Source organism: Erysipelatoclostridium sp. An173, from assembly GCF_963931465.1.
GTDB classification, from domain to species: domain Bacteria; phylum Bacillota_I; class Bacilli_A; order Erysipelotrichales; family Coprobacillaceae; genus Thomasclavelia; species Thomasclavelia merdavium.
Map to the genome: position 1 here is coordinate 1,188,246 of NZ_OZ007017.1, position 24,721 is coordinate 1,212,966.

Consider the following 24,721-nt stretch of genomic DNA (forward strand, 5'->3'; position numbering starts at 1 on the left):
TTGTAAATTCTTATTAAACTTCATTAAAGCTGTTAGGAAAAACGGGTTATTAATCTAATCATTGGATGAAATGTAAATTAATTTATAGTTATCACGCCTAATTTTTTTCTAACTGTTGTTAATCTAATCATTTGATGAAATGTAAATAATATAAATAATAAATGTCCGGAACGTCAGCTAAAAGTTATTAATCTGATCATTTGATGAAATGTAAATGTTATAGTTTTTGATGAAAACGACATAGAGAAAGATGTTATAAATTTAATTATTATATGAAATGTAAATTAATAACAAATTGCAGGTTTAGATTTGGGAAAAATAATTAAATCTTAGTTTAAAGTAAATGAAACCTATGATAATTAGTTGTATAACTATAGATCATAGGTTTTTTATAATTTAATAGTATTAAGTTGGAATTTTAAAATAATAGTAGATAATTAGACAAGATCATTATTAAAATAATCAACATCTATTTGTTTTATTTCATATGTTTTAACAACACTTACTCCTAAATTGTATTGGATCATTAGATTGGTTAACATTTTTCCATCAACTAAAACAAGTTTAACTTGAAGTTGTTTTTTTGCATACTCTAAAGCTTCGTTAGTAAATGTAGAAGTAGTTATAAACAATCCTTTAGTACCACCTTGACCAGCGACAGCTCCTAAAAACTTTTGTATTTCTGGTCTTCCAACACTATTATTCCAACGTTTAGCTTGGACATAAATATTTCTAAATCCAAACTTATCTTCCTTTACAATTCCATCAATTCCTTCATCGTTACCATATCTAGTGCGTATTATTGATTCGGTATCAAAAGCATATCCCATTTTTTCTAATAAATCTAAGACAAGTTTTTCAAAGAAAATTGGTTCTTTAGACAAAATTAGTTCTAATAATTCGTCACTTAAACGAGATGATATCATTTTTAGTGACATGTCAATATTTTCAAGTGGGGTGATATTCTCTTTATTAGAATTTCGCTCAGACATTTCTTTATACCGTTGAAAAAATTCAACAAAATTATCATATTTCATTAGGTATTCATCAGTTATTTTTATTCCGGATTGTAAAACTGACTTACCTTCAGGAGTGATTTTGAAAACTCCTCTTTTTATTGTTTCTAATAAACCTGCTTTGACTAAATATGTTTTAGTCCATCCTAAGCGGTAGTATATAATTGTTGATTTGTTATTATCTAACATTAAATTTCTATCTTCAATTGATAAATTTAATACATCAGATACTTCGCTAACAATATCTTTTAAGCGCATTTCATCATGATTATTTAAAACCTTTAGAACTTCATTGTACATTTCGTTATATTTAGGTATCATAGTAAGTCTCCTTATAATATAGTTTACTATTATTATATCTTAAAAATAAGAAGAGTTGTTATAAAATTATCACAAATTATTTATAAAATAAGAAAACCTACTAGAATTGGATTCTAGTAGGTACTATGAATACTTAATTTTCAATTGGTTCAAAATCAGCAACACCATGTTTACAAAGTGGGCAAATATAATCATCTGGTAGTGTATCACCTTCGTAGATATAACCACAGATTTTACATACCCATCCTTTTTTACCTTCTGTATTAGGTTTTGGTTTTACATGATCTTGATAATATGTATATGTCATTGTTTCTTTATCTGACATTACTCTAGCTTCAGTTACTTTACAAATAAACATACCATGAGAACCTAAATCAACATAATTTTCTACTTCTAATGAAATAAATGCATTAATGTAACGTGGTAAGAATGCTAGACCGTTATCTGAATGTAATGGTTTGAAATCAGCAAATTTATCTGCTGTTCTTCCGCTTTGGAAACCAAAACGTTCAAAAATACTGAATGGTGCTTCAACAGAAAGACAGTTAACATTCAACTTACCTGTTTGCTTAATTACGTGATGTGAATAGTTTTGTTTATTTATATTTACTGCAATTCGATTAGGTGAGTCACTAACTTGAGTTACTGTATTAACAATTAAACCATTATCTTTTTTACCGTCATTACTTGTTACTACATATAAACCATAACCGATTTTAAACAATGCTGACATATCATGTTTGTTAGCTTTGTCATCAGATTGAGCAATATAATCACGACATAATTCATCAGCTAAATTATCTAGTGCTTCAATAGTGTCGCTTTTTACTGCTGATTTGATAGTTACTGTTGTGTCAGTAAATGTTAAATTTTTACATCCAGAAAGCATTTCTTTCATTACTTTAGCAGCTAGTGGAGACCATGTTCCATTTTCAATTAAAGCTATAGTACGTTTTTGGTAATTTCTTTCAGTTAAGTGATTGATGAATTCTTTCATGAATGGGAAAACATCAGCATTATATGTTGTAGTTGCTAAAACTAACTTTCCATAACGGAAAGCATCTTCTACAGCTTCTGCCATATCACAACGAGCTAAATCAAATACTGATACTTTTGGGCATCCTCTTTCAGTTAATTTATTAGCTAATAACTCAACAGCTTTTTTGGTATTTCCATAAACTGATGTATAAGCAATAACAATTCCTTCACTTTCAACACTGTAAGAAGACCAGATATCATATAAATTAATATAGTATCCTAAGTTTTCTTTTAATACTGGTCCATGTAAAGGACAGATGATTTCGATATCTAAACCAGCAGCTTTCTTTAATAAAGCTTGAACTTGAGCACCGTATTTACCAACAATTCCGATATAATAACGTCTAGCTTCGCAAGCCCAATCTTCTTCAACATCATTAGCACCAAATTTTCCAAAACCGTCAGCTGAAAATAAAACTTTATCTTTATTATCATAAGTTACCATAACTTCTGGCCAATGAACCATTGGTGCAAAAACAAATGTTAAAGTATGTGAACCTAAAGTTAAAGATTCACCATTTTTTACTTGTAATTTCTTTACATTAGGATCTAAATCAAAAAATTGATCCATCATTGTAAAAGTTTTAGCGTTAGCAACAATAGTTGTTTCTGGATACGTTTTGATGAAATTTTGAATATTTGCAGAATGGTCTGGTTCCATATGTTGTACGATTAAATAATCAGGTTTTCTATCACCTAAAACATCAGCTAAATTATCTAACCATTCATGAGTAAAATGAATATCTACAGTATCCATAACTGCAATTTTTTCATCCATAATAACATACGAATTATAAGCCATTCCATTAGGAACTACATATTGTCCCTCAAATAAATCGACCTGATGGTCATTAACACCTACATAACGAATATCCTTTGTAATTTCCATATTCAACTTCCTTTCTTTTTCCGTCAATAAAATTATAGTATATTAGTATATTTAAATCAAATAAATAATATTAGTAATTAATATTGTTTTGATTATCATTTGCAATAAGTTCAATGAACTTATTGGTCGCAACTGATTGAGTCCTTCTTTTTAAATATGCATAACCAATTGATCGTCTTGGTAAGCTGGAAATTGTTTTAACTTCATGAAGAATATTTTGATTTAAATATTCTTGAGAAAATTCTTTTATAACACAAGAAATTCCTAAGCCAGCTTTAGCAAAATCTAATAATAAATTATGGGCACCCAATTCAATAGAAGGATTTAATAAAATTCCTTTTTTCGCAAAGAAATTATCAATCCGGTTTCTAGTATTTGATGATTTTTCAAAAAGAATTAGTGATTTTTTTGCAAGTTCTTCAAATGTATATATATGTGGATCTTTTTTATTGGAAACAAAGATATCTTGAACTTGGAAACACTCTTTAATGATCAATGCATCATCTTTGATTGGTAGATTTAAAAAGCCTAGATCGATTTGGTCTGTTTTTAATAATTCCCGTGTTTCTAAACTAGTCCGATTTATAACTTTAATTTTAACTCCGGGATATAGCTGTTTAAATTTTACAATATAATCAGTTAAGAAATATTCACTAAAAGTATCTCCAGCACCGATTGTTAATTGACCATCTTTTAACTCATGAAAATTAGATATCTGATTTTCAACGCCAGTAATAATTGCTAGTGCTTTATCAATCTGTTGATGAAGCAGCTTACCTTCTTTAGTTAAACTGACTCCTTTAGAATGCCTGATAAATAATTGGGTTTGTAATTCTTTTTCGATACTGCTGATAGTTTGCGAGACAGCAGATTGTGAAATGAATAGATTTCTAGCGGCAATGGAAAATGATAGGGTAGTAGCAGCTTCGTTAAAAATTTTATACTGTTCTAATTTGATATACATTTTAGTTCTCCTTAATAATGATGTGTTAATATTTAATGATCTACATTATTATTTTACATATTATAAATTAAAATGCCAATTTTTATAAATTTTATCTTTTTTAAAGAAAAAGCAACTATTCAATTATTTTTTAAGTATATGTGATGTTGTTGTGACAAAATTCTGTTATAATTGCGGTGTAATTAATAATATGGTGTAACTATCATTATTTAATTATTGTAGTATTAAACAAAAAATATAGTATTTATAGAAAGGAAAAAAGGAGATGAAAAAAATATTTAAGCCATTAAAACTGGCAAAGTATGTAAAACAAATTGCAGTGTTTATTTTACTCTTTGCTATTTTTGCCGGTGCTGGACTTACACATGCAACACATGGTGATAGTGGAAATTTAAAAACTTATAGCCAGGATGAAATTATTAAATCATTAGGGCAAGCAAATAATTTTGCGGTTTTTGCAAAAAATTTCACTAATAATAATCATATGGAAGGAAGCATTGCTGTAGAAAATCTATTAGGTGCTTCTAGTAATTTGGGAAATACGGATAATGTTTATATATATACTGAACAATCAGTGTTTAATATAAAAATTACCAAAACTTTAGGTGGTCAAATCACGACTGCACAGACATTTAAGATAGGGGCTTATTTAAAAAATAGTGATGGTAGTTATACTTTGATTAAAACAGTAGATATTACAACTGATTTATCGGGAAATGGATCAGCTATTTTAGATACAACTGGATTGACATCAGGGATGGAATATTATTTCTTTGAAATTGATGATAATGGCCAACCCATTACTTCAAATACGGGAATAATTAATGGACAAGAGTATACAGTTAGTGTTAGTACGTCCTTAGATTCAAATGTCATTGAAACACCTTCGTCTGGAGTAAGTAACGTATCATATATAGAAAATTTTTATAATGGTAATGAAGGAATTGAATTATTTCAATCAAATAATAAGGAAAAAGCTAGTGTAATTGCTGGTAAAGATAATCAATATTCATCAGTAAATAATAATCAAAATATTATTACCGGTGTAGATGGTACAAATTATAAATTAGGACCAAATGTTAATGTAAATCTAGTTAATGGACAGTTTCCAATTAATTTTGATAGTGAATTAACTAATTTAGCTAATATTTCTTCCAAGCTAGCAACAACAGCTAATACAGATACAGTAAAGGTAATAAATATTAAGTTAACTGATAATGGTCAAGGAATTGATTATAGTCAAATTACTTCTGGTGGCACACAAGTTTCTAATATTAAAGATTTTAATGACTGGAATAATTATGGTTTAACTACTGACGGTAAGTTTTTAGTTATTAATGTTGATTGTACTAATGCTAGTAATAATAACAATCAGTTTTCATTAAGGGGTTGTAAAATTGATAATAATGATGCTATGAATTGGAATAAGATTGCAAATAGAGTTATTTGGAATTTTTATACTAGTGATGGCAACAATTATTCAAGTTTTGATGGAAAAATAATATATGAAGGTGGACTAGGAACTTTACTAGCTCCTAAAGCTACAATTTCATGTACTGCTTCTACAAACGGTTCTGTAATTGGTAATACTGTTGATCATCCAAGTTGTGAAATCCATCATATTAAATTATTGGAAACAACTGTTACTGAAGAAACAAATATGAGTGTTGATGTTATTAATGATCCTAGTAATACTGGTGGTTTAAAAATCAAAAAAGATGTAACAGTAAATGGTAATGAACCATCAAAAGATAATACTAGTCTTGTAGATGGAACATATGTGTTTGATATTTATGATGAAAGTAAAACTAATCTTGTAAGATCAAATGTTGAAGTAGTTATTTCTAATGGTAAAAGCAATGAAGTAACAGTTAGTGGTTTAGAACCAGGAACATATCTTGTTAGTGAAAAAACTGATAATTTACCAAAGGGAATGTCATTGACTGGAAGTAATGATATTAAAGTGGTTGTTAAAGCTAATAATACAGAAGATTTACCAGTAGCTAAATTTGTAAATAATATTGATGTAGGAAGTGTAATTATTAAAAAGAATGTTACATTAAATGGTGATGTAACTAATTCTAATGAGCTTGATGGTACTTACCAATTTACTTTAACTAATAAAGAGGATAGTACAATTGTCTATAATGAAGAAATAGTAATTGAAAATGGTAAGTCTAAAACAGTACAAATCGATAATATTATTCCTGGAACATACATTGTAACTGAAAATACAGAAGGTTTTATAGAAAACAATCTTTCAGTTGTTGAAAATAATCAAGAAATTACAATAAGTGCTAATAACATTAGTTCAATTCCAGTTGTTTCATTTACTAATAATAAAGATACTACTGGTAGCTTGATTATTAAAAAGAATGTTGTTGATAATGGCGAGGCCATTACAAGTAATCTTGGTGATGGTGATTATAAATTTAATATCAAAGATTCAGCTAATAATGTTATTAAACAAGTAATAGTAAATATTACTAACGGTCAAAGTGAAATAGTAACTGTCGATGGATTAAAGCCAGGAACGTATACAGTTGAAGAGGTAGATATTCCTGATAATATGAAATTATTAACTACTAATAATGTTCAGGTTATTGTATCACAAAATGATATAAATGGTATTCAAACAGCAGAGTTTACTAATAGTATTGTAAGAGGAAGTTTAGATATTACTAAAAAGGTTACTGTAAATGAAAAATCAGCAGTAGGTAGTACTTTAGTTGATGGAACATACCAATTTGCAGTAAAAAATAGTGATAATGATATTATTGCGACAAAAGAAATAACTATTACTAATGGTAATAGCAATACAGTAAGAGTTGAAGGGTTATTACCAGGAACATATACTATTGAAGAAATTGGTTCTACTAATGAAGATGCCAAATTATTAAGTTCAAAAAATACGAAAATAAAAATAACTGCCAATAATGTTACAACAATCCAAACTGCTGAGTTTACTAACAATGTTGATGTTAAAACTGGTAGTTTAAAAATTGAAAAAAATGTAACTTATAATGGTAAACAAACATCTTCTACTAAAGCAGATGGCTTATATACATTTGTAGTAAAAGACGTTTCTAATACAACGGTGGCTACTAGAAACATTAAGATTACTAATGGTCAAAGTAATAATGTAATCGTAGAAAATTTAAAACCAGGGATTTATACAGTTGAAGAAATTCCAAATAACGATGCTACTTTAGTAGATAGTAAAAATACTAAAGTAGAGGTTAAAGCAAATAATACAACTGATATCCCTACAGCAGTATTTACTAATAATGTAACCGAAGCAAAATTAAAAATTACTAAACATGTTTTAGTAAACCAAGAAAAAACAACTACATCTAAAGCAGATGGTACTTATAAATTTGCAATAAAAGATAGCACTGGTAATCTTGTAACTACTAAAGAAATTACTATTGAAGATGGAAAATCTAATAGTGTTACAGTATCAGGATTAAAACCGGGAATTTATACAATTGAAGAAGTTGAAAATAATGGTTTACAGTTAATCGATGTTACTAGTAGTGGTAATGTAAATGAAAATACTGCAACAGTTGTGATTGATGAAAATACTAGTGGTGATATCCAAATTGAAACAGTAGATTTTACTAATAATAAAAATCTTGGTAGTTTAAAAATTACTAAAAATGTTTTAGTTAATGGAGAGACAACGACAACTGATATAGCAGATGGTACTTATAATTTTAAAGTAACTGGACCAAATGATTATAGTAAAGAAGTAAGTATTAAAATTAAAGATGGCGTTAGTAATAATGTAGTATTAACTGATTTAGAGCCAGGTGAATATGCAATTGAAGAAATCAATCTACCTGATGACATGATTTTAGTACTTAATGAAGGTGAATCTTTTGTTAAAAATGTTTATATTGCTGGTGGTAAGGATGCTGAGATTTCGCTAGTATCTTTTACTAATAATAAGATTGTTACTGGTAGTTTAGAAATTACTAAAGATGTAACAATTAATGGTAATGATCCTGAAGATAGTCAGTTAGTAGATGGGGTATATTCATTTACTATTATAGGGCCTAATGGTTATCAAGAAGTTAAAACAATTGAAATACTAGATGGTAAAGCATTAAACAGTATTAAATTAACAGATTTACAGTTAGGAACTTATACAATTACTGAAAATAGTGAAGGTTTATCTGATCGAAATATCTCAATAACTCAAGGTGGTCAAGGAATTGTAATTGAACTTAATTTAGATAATTATAATGATGCTAATATTGCCAAATTTACTAATAATCTAACTCTTGAAGATACTGCTTTAACAATCAAAAAAGATATTGATGAAAATACTAATCAATATGAAGAAGCAGTTAATAAGCTTTATACATTTAAAATAACTAATAGAAAGATACCTGATGGAAGTAGTTATGTTGCTAATGACGGTATAACAACGATAACATTTAATAACGGTGAGGCAGTATTAACTCTTAAAGGTGAAAGTGAGATAACATTTACAAGTTTACCAGCTGGCAAATATACAGTTGAAGAAACAGAAGCAACGATAGAAGGTTATCGTTTAACTACTGATTATCAAGATGATAGTGGCGATGAAGATGACCAGCTAATAGAGCTTACAAATGGACAGGTTAATATGATTACAATTACTAACTCATATGAATACTATAACCAAACTGGATCAATGTCGATTACTAAAATTCTAAAAAACTATAATCAAACTTTAAATGGTGGCACTTTTGTATTTGATGTTACTGGTATTAAAGTAAATAGCAGTGGTGAAACTATAGAAATTTATAATGGTGTTATTGGTATGGTTGTCAATAATAGTGGCACTTTTACTACTAATCGTTTAACCGATTTACCAATTGAACCTGGTATAACATATACAGTTAAAGAAATTTATAGCGGTAGTGCTTATCGACCAGTTCAGGATACTGTTGTTATCTCATTAAATACAATGGAAGATATCGAAGCTTATAAAACTGCTAATGGTGAAATTGTTTTAACAGCAGCATTTGAAAATGATTATGATGGTACTACAACTGGTGGTGGCGGTGTTATCAATATTTATGGCGTAGAATCAGTTGAACAGATTTTTTATAGAAATAGAGGTACAGATCAATGATTAAAAAGATTTTAAAAAAGAAAACTAGTTTAGCGATTCTTACGTTACTTGTAATAATGATTTTTGGAATTACCATTAATCAATCATTAGCATATTTTACCGCTTATTGTGATGCTTGGGGTAGTAAAACACTTTCATTAAGCAGAACTACTGAATTAAACGAGGACATAGTTGATAACAACAAAGAAATTTCAATCAAGAACACTAGTGAAGCTATTGATATTTATACTAGAGTTAAAATATTTTTTGCAGATGATCCTCGTTTAACAGTATCTGTTGAAGATTTAGGAACAGATAATTACTGGTCTTACAATGAAAGTGATGGGTATTGGTATTATACTAAACCATTATCTCCACAAGAATCAACTGAGATATTAAAAGCTAATGTTGAAGCTGAAATCGAAGAAGGTATGACTAGTTCTTTAGAAGTTATTGTTATTCATGAATATGTTACTGCTCTTTATAATGAAGATGGCAGTGGCAATATGGATTTAAGCTGGGAATATGGATTGCAGGGAGGTAATGAGTAATGAAATTAATCAAAAAACTTACCTCATCAACTAGAATGATAAAAGTATTAATTGTAGTTTGTTTAGTTGTAATTGTATTTAGTGGTGTTAATTTTACAAGAGCGATGTTGACATATTATAGTGACAGCTATGTTTCTGGAACTGAAATGTATCAAATTGGAGTATCTTTAATTGAAAATGATGTTGAAGTATCTCGTTATGATGATGATCAAGTTACATTATTTATTCCAGAAATTCCTGAAAACGATTTACAGTTAGGGAAAACATATAAAGAAGAGCTTAAGGTTAAAAACTGTGGTGGTAATTTAAGTGATCAAAATGCTGGAATTGATCAATATGTTCGAGTTATTGTTCATAAACGCTGGTTAAAAGTAGATGAAGATGGTAGCGTTAGTGAACTTGCAGATACGACGTTAAATCCTGATTTTATTGATTTGAATTTTGTTAATATCAATGATGATTACTGGATTGAAGATACTAGTCAAGCTACTAAAGAACAACGAGTTTTCTATTATCATCATATTTTAAAAGCCAATGAAGAAAGTGAGTTATTTGCTAATACAATTAGAATTGATCCAGCGATAGTTAAAGAAGTTAAAACTGAAATAACAGAAGCAGATGATGGAACAATTATAACAACTTATCTATATGATGATTATAAATTTGAAATATATGTAGAAGTTGATGCTGTTCAAACTCATAATGCAAAAGAGGCAATTTTAAGTGCCTGGGGTGTTGACGTTACGATCAATGAAGATAAAACATTATCTTTAGGAGGTGGTAAATAATGAAAATCACTAAATTATTATTATCAATGATCTTAGTTATTTCCATCTTTGTTAACACTGTTACTAGTGTAAATGGTGAGGATTATGTTACTGATGGCTGGTATGTTGAATTTAAAGATCAAGAGATGATCCAAAACTTTAGCCAAGAAGATATTGATGAAGTTGGTAAAGATTTACAGCCAGGAGATACCTGGACAATTCGTTTGCAGGTTATCAATACAACTGGAAATGAAGACTGGTATATGACTAATGAAGTTTTAAAAACTTATGAAACTAAACGAGATGATGGCAGAGATCAAAATCCTGGTTTAACTAATGCTGATAATGGTGGTTATACTTATAAGTTATATTATTATGATAATGAAAACTGGATGAATGAAACTAATGCAAGAGTGATTTATGATAGTGAATTAGTTGGTGGTGATCAAACCGATGGATTACATCAAGCTACAAGTGCTTTAGAAAATTATTTCTATTTAGATAGTTTTGCACCTGGTGAATCAGGTTTACTAGTATTAGAGATTACCCTTGATGGTGAAACGTTAAATAATGATTATCAAAATACCTCAGCTGTTGTTCAGATGAATTTTGCCTGTGAAGATCGTAATATTACAAATGATGAACCGATTACTTCTAGTGTTACAGCAACAACTAAAACAGGTGATGATAGTAATCCACTATTTTATGGTGTAATGACAGGAGTATCGTTTGTCTTGTTAATGGGTTTACTGTATTTATATCATCAACAAAAAAATGAAAGGGGAAGTAAAAACAATGGTTAAAAAATCATTACATGGATTAATAATTGCTTTAATGCTTACTTTCTCGATTTCTAAAATAAATGCTGTTGAATTATATAATTATCAAGTTACGATTTATGCTGGCAGTTATGGTTTATTTAATAGTGTTGATGCAGTAATAATTGATTCTAGTGACACTAATTCATCCCCCAATATTATGTTAAGTGAAGATCAAAGACAATTAGTAGTTACAAATCTAAAAGCAAATGATCGTATTGCTATTGAAACTAGCCAAATAACTGTGACAAATGAAAAATATTACGCTAAAGGAATCAAAACTGGTGGGCGTGATAATGAAAACGAATATATTCAAAGATGGTATTCGGTAACTAAAGATAATAACTACGTTGTTGCTTATGGTATTCCAGGTGATCAAATTGAGTATACAACTTATTATGTAGATCAATATGGTAATCAGCTAAAGGAACCAGAAACATATTATGGAACAATTGGTGAATACACGATTGCAGGTTATAAATATGTTGATGGTTATTTACCACAAGCCTATAATTTAGGAAAAACTTTAACTGATAATGCTAGTGAAAATATTTATATGTTTGTTTATAGTCCAATTTCAAGTTTAACAAGTGAAAATGGTGAAGTTACAGTTATTCCAGGAACAAGTGCTAGTAATGATAATGAAGCTAGTGATCAAAACTCACAGCCAATAAATGAAGATAATGAAGTAACTAATCAAGAAAATCAAACTTTAAATCAAGAAGTATCTGAACCTGAAGAAATTATTGATTTAGATGAAGAACAAACTCCATTAGCTGGTAATGAAAGTCAAGAAGCTGCTAATCAGACAATTAGTTATACAACTATTGGTGCAGGAATAGTATTTTTAATAGTTATAATAATTGCTTTATTATATCGTAAGAGAAAAGCTGGTAATTATGAATAAAAAGATTTTGAAGACTAATAACTCTAATCGAAAGATTAGAGTTTTACCATTTATATTGTCAAAGGTTACTACTTTAATGATTGTAATAATAATTATAATAAATATGATTATATTTGTTCCTCCAATTTTTAGCTATCAGGTTTTTGATGTTATTAGTGGTTCGATGGAACCAGCAATTAAAGTTAATAGTTTAATTTATGTTCAAGAAACAAAACCGCAGGATTTAGTAGCAGGTGATATAATTACTTATACAAGTAATAAAGGCATTATCACTCATCGTGTTGTAATAAATGATATTAATACTCAAGAGATAATTACTAAAGGTGATAATAATCTTCAGGTTGATTTACAGCCAATAGCGTATCGTAATATTATTGGTAAGGTATTTTTTACAATACCATATTTAGGATATTATGTTGGTTTTATAAGTAGTTTATTTGGTAAAATTTTAGTAATTATAATTTTTGTTTTTTGTTTTATCATAAGAGAAATAGTTAAATGATATTTTAAATAAAATAATTTTAGATTGAAAGAGTTTGTTATTGTAATAGCTAGCAATACATACATAAGTATTACTTATATCATAAATATGATATATTAATTTTACTAATGGCTAAGACTATAATATAATTAGTTAGTAAAGTAGATAAACTCTTAGATTATGATTAATTTTTAATGCAATTTATTCGTTTATTGTATATAATGTAAGAGTAAATAAGAGAGGTGTGAATTTAATGGCTGGAGTAGTCGTAGTTGGAAGTATGTGGGGCGATGAAGGTAAAGGAAAAGTAACTGATTACCTTGCCCAAAAAGCTGATGTAGTAGTTCGTTATGCTGGTGGAAATAATGCTGGACATACGATTGTTTATGATGGAAAGAAATTTGCATTAAAATTGATTCCTTCAGGTATTTTTAGTGGTCATGAAGTAATTATGGCTAATGGAATGGTTGTTAATCCAAAAGCATTTTTAGAAGAAGTTAAGTATTTAAATGATGCGGGAATTGATACAAGCAAAATTAAAGTAAGTGATCGTTGTCATGTTATTTTACCATATCATTTAGAAATTGATGCTATTCAAGAAGAACGTAAAGGTGCTAATAGTATTGGAACAACTAAAAAAGGAATTGGGCCTTGTTATACTGATAAATATAGCCGTATTGGTATTAGAATGGGTGAGTTTATTGATGAAGAATTATTCTTAGAAAGATTAAAAGAAACTTTCCCAATGAAATTATTAGAATATCCTGAATTAGAAGGTAAATTTACAGTAGAAAGTATTTATAATGAATATAAAGAATATGCCAAAGAAATTAAACCTTTAGTATGTGATACAGGAATGTTATTAGATCAATATTTACAAGAAGATAAAAAAGTATTATTTGAAGGTGCTCAAGGAGCAATGTTAGATATTGATTATGGTACATATCCTTTTGTAACAAGTTCACATCCAGGTGCTAATGGTGTAAGTGAAGGAACAGGAATTGGACCTTTATATATTAAAGAAGCAATTGGTATCATTAAATCATATACAACTAGAGTAGGTGCAGGACCTTTCCCAACTGAATTAAATGATGAAATTGGTGATTTAATTCGTGAAAGAGGTCATGAATATGGTACAGTTACTAAGCGTGCTAGAAGAACTGGATGGTTTGATGCTGTTGTAGTTAATCAATCTAGAAGAATGTCATCTTTAACAGGGATTAGTTTGATGTTATTAGATGTTTTAAGTGGTTTTGAAACTTTAAAGATTTGTACTGCTTATAAATATAAAGGTGAAATTATTCATGGATTACCTTCAACTATTAAAGGTATTGAAGAAGTAGAACCTGTTTATGAAGAAATGCCAGGATGGGAAGAAGATATTACTAATGTAAAATCTTTTGATGAATTACCTGTTAATTGTCAAAATTATATTAGAAGAATTGAAGAATTAATTCATTGTCCAATTGTAATGTTCTCAGTTGGTCCTGATCGTGAACAAACAGTAGTATTAAAAGATATTAAATTTTAAGGAGGTTAGTGTGTGAAAAGAGAGTTAGTTATTGTTATTGACTTTGGTGGACAATACAATCAATTAGTAGCTCGAAGAGTTCGTGAATGTAATGTTTATTGTGAAATTTATTCATATAAAACTGATTTAGAAACAATAAAAAAAATGAACCCTAAAGGTATCATTTTAACTGGTGGTCCTAATAGTTGTTATTTAGAAGATTCTCCTACATATCAAAAAGAATTATTTGAATTAGGTATTCCAGTACTTGGATTATGCTATGGTGCTCAGTTAATGCAACATGTTTTAGGTGGTAAAGTAGAACGTGCTGATGTAAGAGAATATGGTAAATCTAATCTTATTATCAGCAAACCTGAATCTAAATTATTTAAAGATGTGCCAAAAGAAAGTATTTGCTGGATGAGTCATTTTGATTATATTTCTAAGATTGCTCCAGGTTTTGAAATTACATCTTATACTAAAGATTGTCCAGTGGCATCTTGTGAAAATGAAGAGCAAAAATTATATGCAATTCAATTCCATCCAGAAGTATTACATACTGAATATGGTAAAAATATTTTATCTAATTTCGTAATGGATGTATGTAATTGTTCTGGTGATTGGCGTATGGATTCATTTGTTGAAGAACAAATTAAAGCAATTAGAGAAAAAGTTGGAAATGGTAAAGTATTATGTGCTTTATCTGGTGGGGTTGATTCATCAGTTGCTGCGGTTTTACTTTCAAAAGCAATTGGTAATCAATTAACTTGTGTATTTGTTGATCATGGATTACTTCGTAAAAATGAAGGTGATGAAGTTGAAGCGGTATTTGGTCCTGAAGGACATTATGAATTAAACTTCATTAGAGTAAATGCGCAACAAAGATATTATAATAAATTAAAAGGAGTAACTGAACCAGAAGCTAAACGTAAAATCATTGGTGAAGAATTCATCCGTGTTTTTGAAGAAGAAGCGAAAAAAATTGGAGCTGTTGATTTCTTAGTTCAAGGAACTATCTATCCAGATGTTGTAGAAAGTGGATTAGGTGGAGAATCTGCAGTTATTAAATCTCATCACAATGTTGGTGGTTTACCAGATGCTGTTGATTTTAAAGAAATCATTGAACCATTACGTGATTTATTCAAAGATGAAGTGCGTAAAGTAGGTTTAGAACTTGGAATTCCTGAATACTTAGTATTTAGACAACCATTCCCTGGACCAGGTTTAGGTATCAGAATTATCGGTGAAGTTACTGAAGAAAAAGTTAAAATTGTTCAAGATGCTGATGAAATCTATCGTGAAGAAATTGCCAATGCCTGTCTTGATAAAACAATTGGTCAATACTTTGCAGCTCTTACAAATATGCGTTCAGTAGGGGTTATGGGTGATGAAAGAACATATGATTATGCAATTGCTTTACGTGCAGTAAACACAATTGACTTCATGACTGCTGAAGCTGCTCAAATCCCATATGAAGTATTAAATAAAGTTATGTCTCGAATCATTAACGAAGTTCGTGGGGTAAACAGAGTAATGTATGATATTACTTCAAAACCACCAGGAACAATTGAGTTCGAATAATATACAAAATGTCAAAAAGTCCGTATTTTACGGGCTTTTTTGGTTCTTGAATAGTAAATGATACTAACAAAAATTATTTGTTATTATTCTTTTGAGACACATAATCATTTTTATTAAATTCCACTTCATTTGTTGATGGAAAACGATATTGTAATACGTATAATGATATTTAAAGAATGTGTAATATTTCAGATAAAATCTGTAAAGAAAATAATCTTTCTGTTATCAAAAATAAGCAAAATAAGGGTATTTCAAGAGCTAGTTATTTTTATGGACATACTTAAAAAATATTAGTAGAGGAGATATAGATGAAGCAATTTCAATAAGTTTTACAATGCAGCAGTTTTATAATAAATTGATTTTATTAGGTTACGAAATAAAAGAAACTCAAAATAATATTTCTGTAAAACAACCTTTTGCAAAGAAATTGAAATAAGATCAATAAGCATGAAGCAATTTATTAACAAACAAGATAAAGGGAGAAATATTTATGATAGAAATTAGTTGTATTGAAAAAATGGTTTAATATATCCTGATTTAAGATTACCAAAACAATTTACTTTATTAAGATTTGGTTATTTAAGGAAGGAATATTTAAAAAAGGTACTGTCCTGTTGCATATACAAAAATGTTAATTAAAGGGGGAAATGTATATATAAAACAATTTGATGATGAAATGAATAATTTACATGACTGCCTTATTAAACAATTTCAAGAAAGAAGAAATATAAATGATACTTTTAAAGAGAAAAACAGCTTAAATGGGTTTAAGAAATGAATAATATTAAAAATGCCATTGATGTAATAATTATTAATGAATATATCTGTATTAAATAGATAAAACTCGCATATTTGCGAGTTTTATGTGATACACAGTTAAAAAATATTTAAGTATATTTATTCTATTAGAATTTGATTTAAAATAACTTTTTATGAATTAACAATTGGATGAGTTTAGTGCAATCAAAGTTTCTGATTATTTAGAATTGCCGATAGGAGCATTGTCTGAAATTAGACAACAAATAAAAGTATTTTAGTAATTTTATAATTGAAATGATTAGTATCAAAGAATTTTTTGATTTTAAGAATGATGTGAATTATTTTATTTTCTGATTAAATTACTTATGTGGATAGGTTACACTAAATTGGACAGTTTCTAAGAGAACTGTTACAATTTAGAAAGTAAAAGTGAGGTAAACTAAAATGGCAAGAGAAAGAAGAACCTATAGTGATGAATTTAAACAAAAAATTGTAGAATTATATAATAGTGGTAAACCTAGAGCTGAATTGATTCGTGAATATGAATTAACTCCTTCTGCTCTATCTTCATGGATTAATAAGTTTAACTCTACCGGTTCATTTAATATCGAAGATAATCGCAGCGATGCAGAAAAAGAACTTATTAAACTTCGTAAAGAAAATCAGCGATTAAAAATGGAAAATGATATTTTAAAGCAGGCAGCGCTGATTATGGGACGAAAATAAATATTATCATTTCCAACGCAGATAAATATCCAATCAGCGCTATGTGCAAATTATTAGATATACCTAGATCGTCGTTATATTATAATCGCAATAATAATTTAAAAAAGAAAAAATCCAATGATCATGATTTAACTGATTTAATAAAAGAAATATTTAAAAATAGTCGAAACAATTATGGTTCAAGGAAGATCAAAGTGGAATTAGCCAAGCGCGGCCATATCGTCAGCAGAAGAAGAATCAGACGTATCATGAAGAAAAATGGCCTGGTATCCAGCTATACAGTAAAGCAGTATAAACTACACAAAACAAAATGTAATAATGACAGTATAGATAATAAGCTTAATCGGAATTTTAAACAGGAAAAAAGAATGAAAGTAGTTGTCAGTGATCTGACATATGTTAATGTAGGTGGCAAATGGAATTATATATGTCTTATGTTAGACTTGTATAACAGAGAGATTGTAGGATATGCAGCTGGAAAAAATAAAAATGCCGAACTGGTTGAAAAGGCACTTTATTCAATAAAATATGATTTAAGTAAGATAGAATTGTTTCATTCGGATCGCGGAAGTGAATTTAAAAATGAAGAAATTGAAAAAGCACTAAAAACATTTAATATAACCAGATCACTAAGTACAAAAGGATGTCCGTATGATAATGCGGTAGCTGAAGCAACATATAAAATTATAAAAACGGAATTTGCATTTAATAAAAGGTTTGATAGTTTAGAAGAGCTGGAACTGGAATTATTTGATTATGTAAACTGGTATAATAATATCAGGATACATGGTTCACTTGATTATAAAACACCTGTTGAATTTAGAATGTTCTCATAGAAATTGTCCAAAAAAGTGTTGACAATCCATATGACAAAACCAGTCATTGAATAGTATAAAATTAGTTTAAATAGCAATAGGCCAGATTCTTATCTAACTTTTTATAGTTTGATGAATATATTCTTGGAAAGATGATAGTTATTTTTAGTCTTTTATTGAAAGATAACTATATTAATGTTGCTAAATTAATATAAATTTATCAAAAATGATAAAAAAACTATAAAATTATAAGAAAGTTATACAAATGAGTAGAAATAAAAGATATAATTATAAATATTGTACTAAGAACATCTGTTAAAATACATTGTAATGAGTTTTTTAATTGATAGAGAAAGTATGATTATGAAAAAATATATTAGCTAAAATACAATAATAATGTTTTTAATTATTAAATATAACTTTAAATGAATATTGTATTTAAAATATAAAAATAAATGATATTATTGGATTTATTTTAAAAGATAAGGAGAAATGGAAATGGCAGATATTAATAAAGATCAAGAAAGAGATGAACTGCATCGTGCAATATGGGCGATTGCTGATGAATTAAGAGGAAGTATAGATGGATGGGATTTTAAAAGCTATGTACTAGGAATGATGTTCTATCGCTACATTTCTGAAAATTTATCGAATTATATCAACGACGGTGAAGAAGAAGCAGGTAATACTGGTTTTGATTATGCCTTATTATCAGATGAAGATGCAGAACAGGCACGTGAAGATTTAGTACAAACAAAAGGATTTTTTATTCTTCCTTCTGAATTATTTTGCAATGTAAGGAAAAAAGCTGCATCTGATGAAAATCTAAATATGACATTAGAAGCGGTTTTTAGACATATAGAAGAATCAGCAAAAGGGAGTGATAGTGAAGATAACTTTGCTGGTTTATTTGATGATATTGATGTAAATAGTAATAAGCTCGGGGCAACGGTTGCAAAAAGAAATGCTAATTTGGTTAAGTTAATGGATGGTATAGCCAATATGAATCTTGGAAATTATAAAGATCATTCTATTGATACTTTTGGTGATGCTTATGAATATTTGATGAGTATGTATGCATCTAACGCAGGTAAAAGTGGAGGAGAATTCTTTACACCACAAGAAGTATCTCAATTGTTGACTCGTTTAGCAATTGTAGGAAAAACAGAAGTTAATAAAGTGTATGACCCAGCTTGTGGTTCAGGCTCTTTATTATTACAGGCTTCTAAAATCTTAGGAAAAGACAAAGTACGTCAAGGTTTTTATGGTCAGGAAATTAATTTAACAACATATAACTTATGTCGTATCAATATGTTCTTACATGATATCGATTATGATAAATTTGATATTGCACACGAAGATACATTATTACATCCTCAACACGAAGATGATGAACCTTTTGAAGTGATTGTTTCTAATCCACCTTATTCTATTAAATGGGAAGGGGATAACAATCCGGTATTGATTAATGACCCGCGTTTTTCTCCAGCTGGGGTATTAGCACCAAAATCAAAAGCAGATCTTGCATTTATCATGCATTCTTTAGCTTGGTTAGCAACCAATGGAACTGCATCTATTGTATGCTTCCCTGGAATCATGTATCGTGGTGGAGCGGAGAAGAAAATAAGACAATATCTAATCGATAACAATTTTATTGATTGTATCATTCAGTTACCTAATAATTTATTCTTTGGAACAAGTATCGCTACTTGTATCATGGTCTTGAAGAAAAACAAAACAGATAATAATACTTTGTTTATTGATGCATCGAATGAATTTGTAAAAGTAACTAACAACAACAAATTAACAGATGATAACATTCAAAAGATTGTAGATGAGTTTGTTTCTCGTGAAGATGTTGATCATTTTGCACGTTGTGTATCATACGAAGAAATCAAAGAGAATGAATATAACCTATCTGTTGGTACATATGTAGAACCAGAAGATACAAGAGAAGTCATCGACATCAAAGAACTTAATGCCGAAATTGAAAAGATTGTAGCAAGAGAACAAGTTTTACGTGACGAAATAGCTAAGATTATCTCAGAAATTGAGGTGGAAGCATGAATAAATTAGATGATTTGATTCAAAAATTGTGTCCTAACGGGGTAGAAAAAAAGAAATTACTGGATGTGGCAGAAATAGTTTATGGGTATGCCTGTGATGCAAAAAAGTATAATAATGAAAAACAGGGAATGCCATTGGTAAGAATTAGAGACGTAGCAAGAGGGTATACAGAAACTTATACAACTGAAGATGTTCCCTCATCATATTTTGTACAATATGGAGATTTTCTAGTTGGAATGGATGGAAATTTTAATTCAAGAAATTGGATTGGAGATACTGCAATTCTTTGCCAACGTACATGTAAAATATCTTCAAAAGATGAAAATTTTTATGTCAAAAACAGATTTTTATCGCATATACTAGGTCCTGTTTTTAAAAAAATTGAGAAAAATAAGCCTAGTGGAACAGTAAAACATTTATTGGCAAAAGATATAAATGATATTTATATTCCTATCCCTCCTCTCCCTGTGCAAGAAGAAATTATCCGTATTTTAGATAATTTCACAGAGCTAATAGCAGAATTAACAACAGAACTAACAACAGAACTAGCATCAAGAAAAAAACAGTATGAGTATTATTCAAGTAGGCTTTTCACTGATACAAATAGTAATTTAGTTCCACTGTCAAAAATTGCGAAATTTGTTTATGGGTATACAGATAAAGCAAATGATTTTGGAGATACAAGATTTATAAGAATAACAGATATAAATGAACAAGGGTATCTTAATACACAGAATTCTAAATACATAATGCTTAATGATGATGCGAAAAAGAGCTTGCTTAATAAAGGCGACTTAATTATGGCAAGAACTGGAGCAACATATGGTAAAACTTTGTATTTTGATAGTGATGAACAGTGTGTATATGCTTCTTTTCTAATCAAAATAATCCCAGATAAACAAAAGTTGAATAATAAATTTTATTGGCATTTTACAAAAACATCTTTGTATTGGGAACAGGCAAATAAACTTGTTTCAAATGGTGGACAACCACAGTTTAATACACCTGCATTAAAACAAATAAAAATCCCATTACCATCACTTGAAGAACAACAACGTATCGTAGATATTCTAGATCGATTTGATAAACTTTGTAATAACATTAGTGAAGGTTTACTTGCTGAAATAGAGTCACGTCAAAAACAATACGAATATTATCGAGATAAATTATTAACATTTAAACCATTAGAGGAAGATAAATAGTATGAGTATGTATAATATGATTTTAGCTACCAATGAAAGTACGGTAGTGGCTGAATATGAACCTCAGCCCAGACGATCTGATGCTTATCAGAGTGAAGCTGCATTGGAACAGGCTTTTATAAAAATGCTAAGTGAGCAGGGATATGAATATATAAATATCAATAATGAAAATGATTTAATTGATAATTTACGAAAACAGTTGGAACTGTTGAATAATTATAGTTTTACGGATAAGGAATGGGATAGTTTTTTTAAACATAAAATTGTTAATAATAATGAAGGTATTGTTGAAAAGACACGTAAGATTCAGGAAGATTATGTTCAAAATTTAATTCGTGAAAATGGAACAACAATGAATATTTCTTTGATTGATAAAAAGAATATTCATAATAATCGTTTGCAGGTGATTAATCAGTATGAAGAAGATGGTGGAAAGTATGATACACGATATGATGTGACTATTCTTGTTAATGGTTTACCGCTTGTTCATGTTGAACTGAAACGAAGAGGAGTAGCAATTAAAGAAGCTTTTAATCAGATTAATCGTTATCAGCGTGATAGTTTTTGGGCTAAATCAGGATTGTATGAGTATGTTCAAATATTTGTTATTTCTAATGGTACGAATACTAAATACTATTCAAATACAACTCGATTCAGTCATATTAAAGAAAATGAAGGTACATCTAGAAAAAGAAGCAAAAAAACATCAAATAGTTTTGAATTCACTTCTTTTTGGGCTGATGGAAATAATCGTATTATTCCTGATTTAGTAGATTTTACTAGAACCTTTTTTGCTAAACATACAATACTGAATATTTTGACTAGATACTGTGTTTTTACAACAGAAGAATTATTACTTGTTATGCGTCCTTATCAGATTGTTGCAACAGAGAAAATTCTTAATCGAATAGAGGTATCAACTAACTATAAAAAAACAGGAACTATTGAAGCTGGTGGCTATATCTGGCATACAACTGGAAGCGGTAAAACTTTAACATCTTTTAAAACTGCACAATTAGCAAGTAATCTTCCTTATATCGATAAAGTTCTTTTTGTAGTAGATCGTAAGGATTTGGATTATCAGACAATTAAGGAATATGATCGTTTTGAAAAAGGTGCTGCTAACAGTAACAAAAATACAGCTATTTTACAGAAACAATTAGAAGATAGTACATCACGTATTATTGTTACAACAATTCAAAAATTAGATGTTTTTATTACAAAAAATCCAATGCATCCAGTTCGTGATAAACACATTGTTTTAGTATTTGATGAATGTCATCGCAGTCAGTTTGGAGATATGCATACACGTATTGTAGGCGGAACTATAAAAAAGAAAGAAAAAATAGTAAAAGTAGACCGTTATTTTAGAAATTATCATATTTTTGGTTTTACAGGAACTCCTATATTTTCTGTAAATGCTAAAAGTGGCGGGAATCCTAATTTAAGAACTACAAAACAGGCATTTGGTGATAAGTTACATACTTATACAATTGTTGATGCTATTAATGATGGAAATGTCTTGCCATTTAGAATTGATTATATAAATACAGTTAAACAAAAAGATGAAGAAAATGATAAAAAAGTTACTGCAATTGATACTGAAGAAGCTCTTGCATCTCCAGAGCGTATTAGAGAAGTTGTTAACTATATTCTTGAACATTTTGATCAAAAAACAATGCGTAATTCTTATTACAGTTTAAAAGGAAAGCGTGTAAATGGTTTTAATTCAATGTTTGCAGTAAGTTCTATTCCTGTCTGTAAAAAATATTATTTAGAATTTAAAAAGCAAATTGCTCAAAAGCATCGTGATTTAACGATTGCAACAATCTTTTCCTTTGCTCCAAATGAAGAAGATAGTGCAGATGGGATTTTAGAAGATGAAAGCTTTGATACAGAAGGATTGGATCAGAGTTCACGTGATTTTTTAGAAATGGCAATCAATGATTATAATAGGATTTTTAAAACGAATTTTGATACAAGCAGTAAAGGTTTTCAGGATTATTATAAAGACTTGTCAGATAAAGTTAAAAAGCGTGAAGTAGATTTACTAATTGTAGTAAATATGTTTTTAACAGGTTTTGATGCTACAACGTTGAATACGCTTTGGGTTGATAAAAATTTGAAGATGCATGGTTTGATTCAGGCATTTTCCAGAACAAATCGTATTTTAAATTCAGTAAAGACATTTGGAAATATTGTATGTTTTAGGGATTTAGAAAAAGCAACTAATGATGCAATTAAACTGTTTGGGGATAAAGAAGCTAATGGGATTGTTCTTTTGAAATCTTATGATGATTATTATTATGGATGCATAGATGATAAAGGAAAAATTATAAAAGGCTATGAAGAACGAATAGAAGAATTACTTTCTAGATTTCCTTTAGGTGAGCCAATTATTGGCGTACAAAATAAGAAAGATTTTATTGTCCTGTTTGGAAACATTCTTCGCTTAAGAAATATCTTAGCTGCATTTGATCGCTTTGCAGGCAATGAAATTCTTTCAGCAATTGATTTTCAAGATTATACAGGAACATATCATGATATATATGAAGATATTAAAGCTAAACCAGGAGATAAAGCCAGTATTATTGATGATGTTGTTTTCGAAATAGAATTAGTAAAGCAGGTAGAGGTAAATATCGATTATATTTTAATGCTAGTTGCAAAATATCATGAGGATAACTGTAAGGATAAAGAAATTCTTGTAGCAATTGATAAGGCAATTAAATCAAGTTTACAGTTGCGCTCTAAAAAAGAATTAATTGAAAACTTTATTAATACAATCAATACAGATTCAAATATCAATGATGACTGGCAGGAGTTTGTTAAAGAACAGAAAAAAATTGATATTCAAACACTGATTGGTGAAGAAAAACTAAAGCCTGAAGAAACAATCAAGTTTGTTGATAATGCTTTTCGAGACGGTATATTAAAAACAACTGGTACTGATTTAGACAGAATCATGCCACCGGTTTCTCGTTTTGGTGGTGGTTCACGTGATAAAAAGAAACAAAATGTGATTAACAAGTTGAAAATATTCTTTGAAAAATATTTTGGTTTGGTTAATCAAGAATAAATATGTCTTTGGTTGATTTTTTAATATACTGAATAGTAGATAGAATGTTTAAAATAATTTGTTTTTCATAAAAATATTTTCAAGAATAGAATCATGTAAATGGATTATTAATGTTTTAAGAGGAGG

15 protein-coding genes are annotated in these 24,721 nt (G+C 28.9%); 12 read left to right on the forward strand and 3 right to left on the reverse strand.

All coding sequences use genetic code 11. The features are described 5' to 3' along the window. Positions 1-437: 437 nt before the first annotated feature. From ABGT36_RS06110 to ABGT36_RS06120, 3 genes are all read right to left on the reverse strand, one after another. On the reverse strand, positions 438-1,337 hold the full coding sequence (locus ABGT36_RS06110) for a restriction endonuclease (protein ID WP_346677223.1): 900 nt from the start codon (positions 1,335-1,337) through the stop codon (positions 438-440). 133 nt (positions 1,338-1,470) lie between these two features. Further along, entirely contained in the window at positions 1,471-3,264 is a 1,794-nt protein-coding gene (locus ABGT36_RS06115) for a flavin reductase (RefSeq protein WP_087300286.1), read from the reverse strand. A 70-nt stretch (positions 3,265-3,334) separates the two neighbouring features. After that, positions 3,335-4,228, reverse strand: coding sequence for a LysR family transcriptional regulator (locus tag ABGT36_RS06120; RefSeq protein ID WP_296882719.1), 894 nt, complete (start codon positions 4,226-4,228; stop codon positions 3,335-3,337). 265 nt (positions 4,229-4,493) lie between these two features. Between ABGT36_RS06120 and ABGT36_RS06125 the strand changes: the two genes are divergently transcribed. The 12 genes from ABGT36_RS06125 (at position 4,494) to ABGT36_RS06180 (ending at position 24,595) form a co-directional block, all read left to right on the forward strand. Continuing rightward, positions 4,494-9,353 carry a SpaA isopeptide-forming pilin-related protein gene (locus ABGT36_RS06125; protein ID WP_346677226.1) on the forward strand — a complete coding sequence of 1,620 codons (4,860 nt, stop codon included), beginning with the start codon at positions 4,494-4,496 and terminating at the stop codon, positions 9,351-9,353. Continuing rightward, positions 9,350-9,883, forward strand: a complete 534-nt coding sequence (locus tag ABGT36_RS06130) for a hypothetical protein (RefSeq protein ID WP_346677228.1) — start codon at positions 9,350-9,352, stop codon at positions 9,881-9,883. The genes ABGT36_RS06125 and ABGT36_RS06130 overlap by 4 nt, the downstream gene beginning before the upstream one ends. After that, entirely contained in the window at positions 9,883-10,671 is a 789-nt protein-coding gene (locus tag ABGT36_RS06135; protein ID WP_296884269.1) for a hypothetical protein, read from the forward strand. Before ABGT36_RS06130 ends, ABGT36_RS06135 begins: the two co-directional genes overlap by 1 nt. Further along, entirely contained in the window at positions 10,671-11,453 is a 783-nt protein-coding gene (locus tag ABGT36_RS06140) for a hypothetical protein (protein ID WP_300627796.1), read from the forward strand. The genes ABGT36_RS06135 and ABGT36_RS06140 overlap by 1 nt, the downstream gene beginning before the upstream one ends. Beyond that, entirely contained in the window at positions 11,446-12,375 is a 930-nt protein-coding gene (locus tag ABGT36_RS06145; RefSeq protein WP_346677230.1) for a hypothetical protein, read from the forward strand. Before ABGT36_RS06140 ends, ABGT36_RS06145 begins: the two co-directional genes overlap by 8 nt. Continuing rightward, the gene (locus tag ABGT36_RS06150) at positions 12,368-12,877 is read left to right on the forward strand and encodes a signal peptidase I (protein ID WP_346677231.1); all 510 of its coding nucleotides are present in this window, start codon (positions 12,368-12,370) and stop codon (positions 12,875-12,877) included. The genes ABGT36_RS06145 and ABGT36_RS06150 overlap by 8 nt, the downstream gene beginning before the upstream one ends. 232 nt (positions 12,878-13,109) lie before the next feature. Next, entirely contained in the window at positions 13,110-14,387 is a 1,278-nt protein-coding gene (locus ABGT36_RS06155) for an adenylosuccinate synthase (RefSeq protein ID WP_346677232.1), read from the forward strand. Between the two features lie 12 nt (positions 14,388-14,399). Then, complete coding sequence (gene guaA, locus ABGT36_RS06160) at positions 14,400-15,947, forward strand: glutamine-hydrolyzing GMP synthase (RefSeq protein ID WP_346677234.1); 1,548 nt, start codon at positions 14,400-14,402, stop codon at positions 15,945-15,947. A gap of 1,203 nt (positions 15,948-17,150) precedes the next feature. After that, a protein-coding gene (locus ABGT36_RS06165) for an IS3 family transposase (RefSeq protein WP_204245297.1) occupies positions 17,151-18,268 on the forward strand; the annotation gives its coding sequence in 2 pieces (ribosomal slippage) (positions 17,151-17,430 and positions 17,430-18,268; 1,119 coding nt in all). 477 nt (positions 18,269-18,745) lie between these two features. After that, complete coding sequence (locus tag ABGT36_RS06170) at positions 18,746-20,314, forward strand: type I restriction-modification system subunit M (RefSeq protein WP_346677236.1); 1,569 nt, start codon at positions 18,746-18,748, stop codon at positions 20,312-20,314. Further along, a complete protein-coding gene (locus tag ABGT36_RS06175) occupies positions 20,311-21,516 on the forward strand; it encodes a restriction endonuclease subunit S (protein WP_346677237.1) in 1,206 nt (401 codons plus the stop codon). Before ABGT36_RS06170 ends, ABGT36_RS06175 begins: the two co-directional genes overlap by 4 nt. 1 nt (position 21,517) lies before the next feature. Then, complete coding sequence (locus ABGT36_RS06180) at positions 21,518-24,595, forward strand: type I restriction endonuclease subunit R (RefSeq protein WP_346677238.1); 3,078 nt, start codon at positions 21,518-21,520, stop codon at positions 24,593-24,595. Positions 24,596-24,721 lie beyond the last annotated feature (126 nt).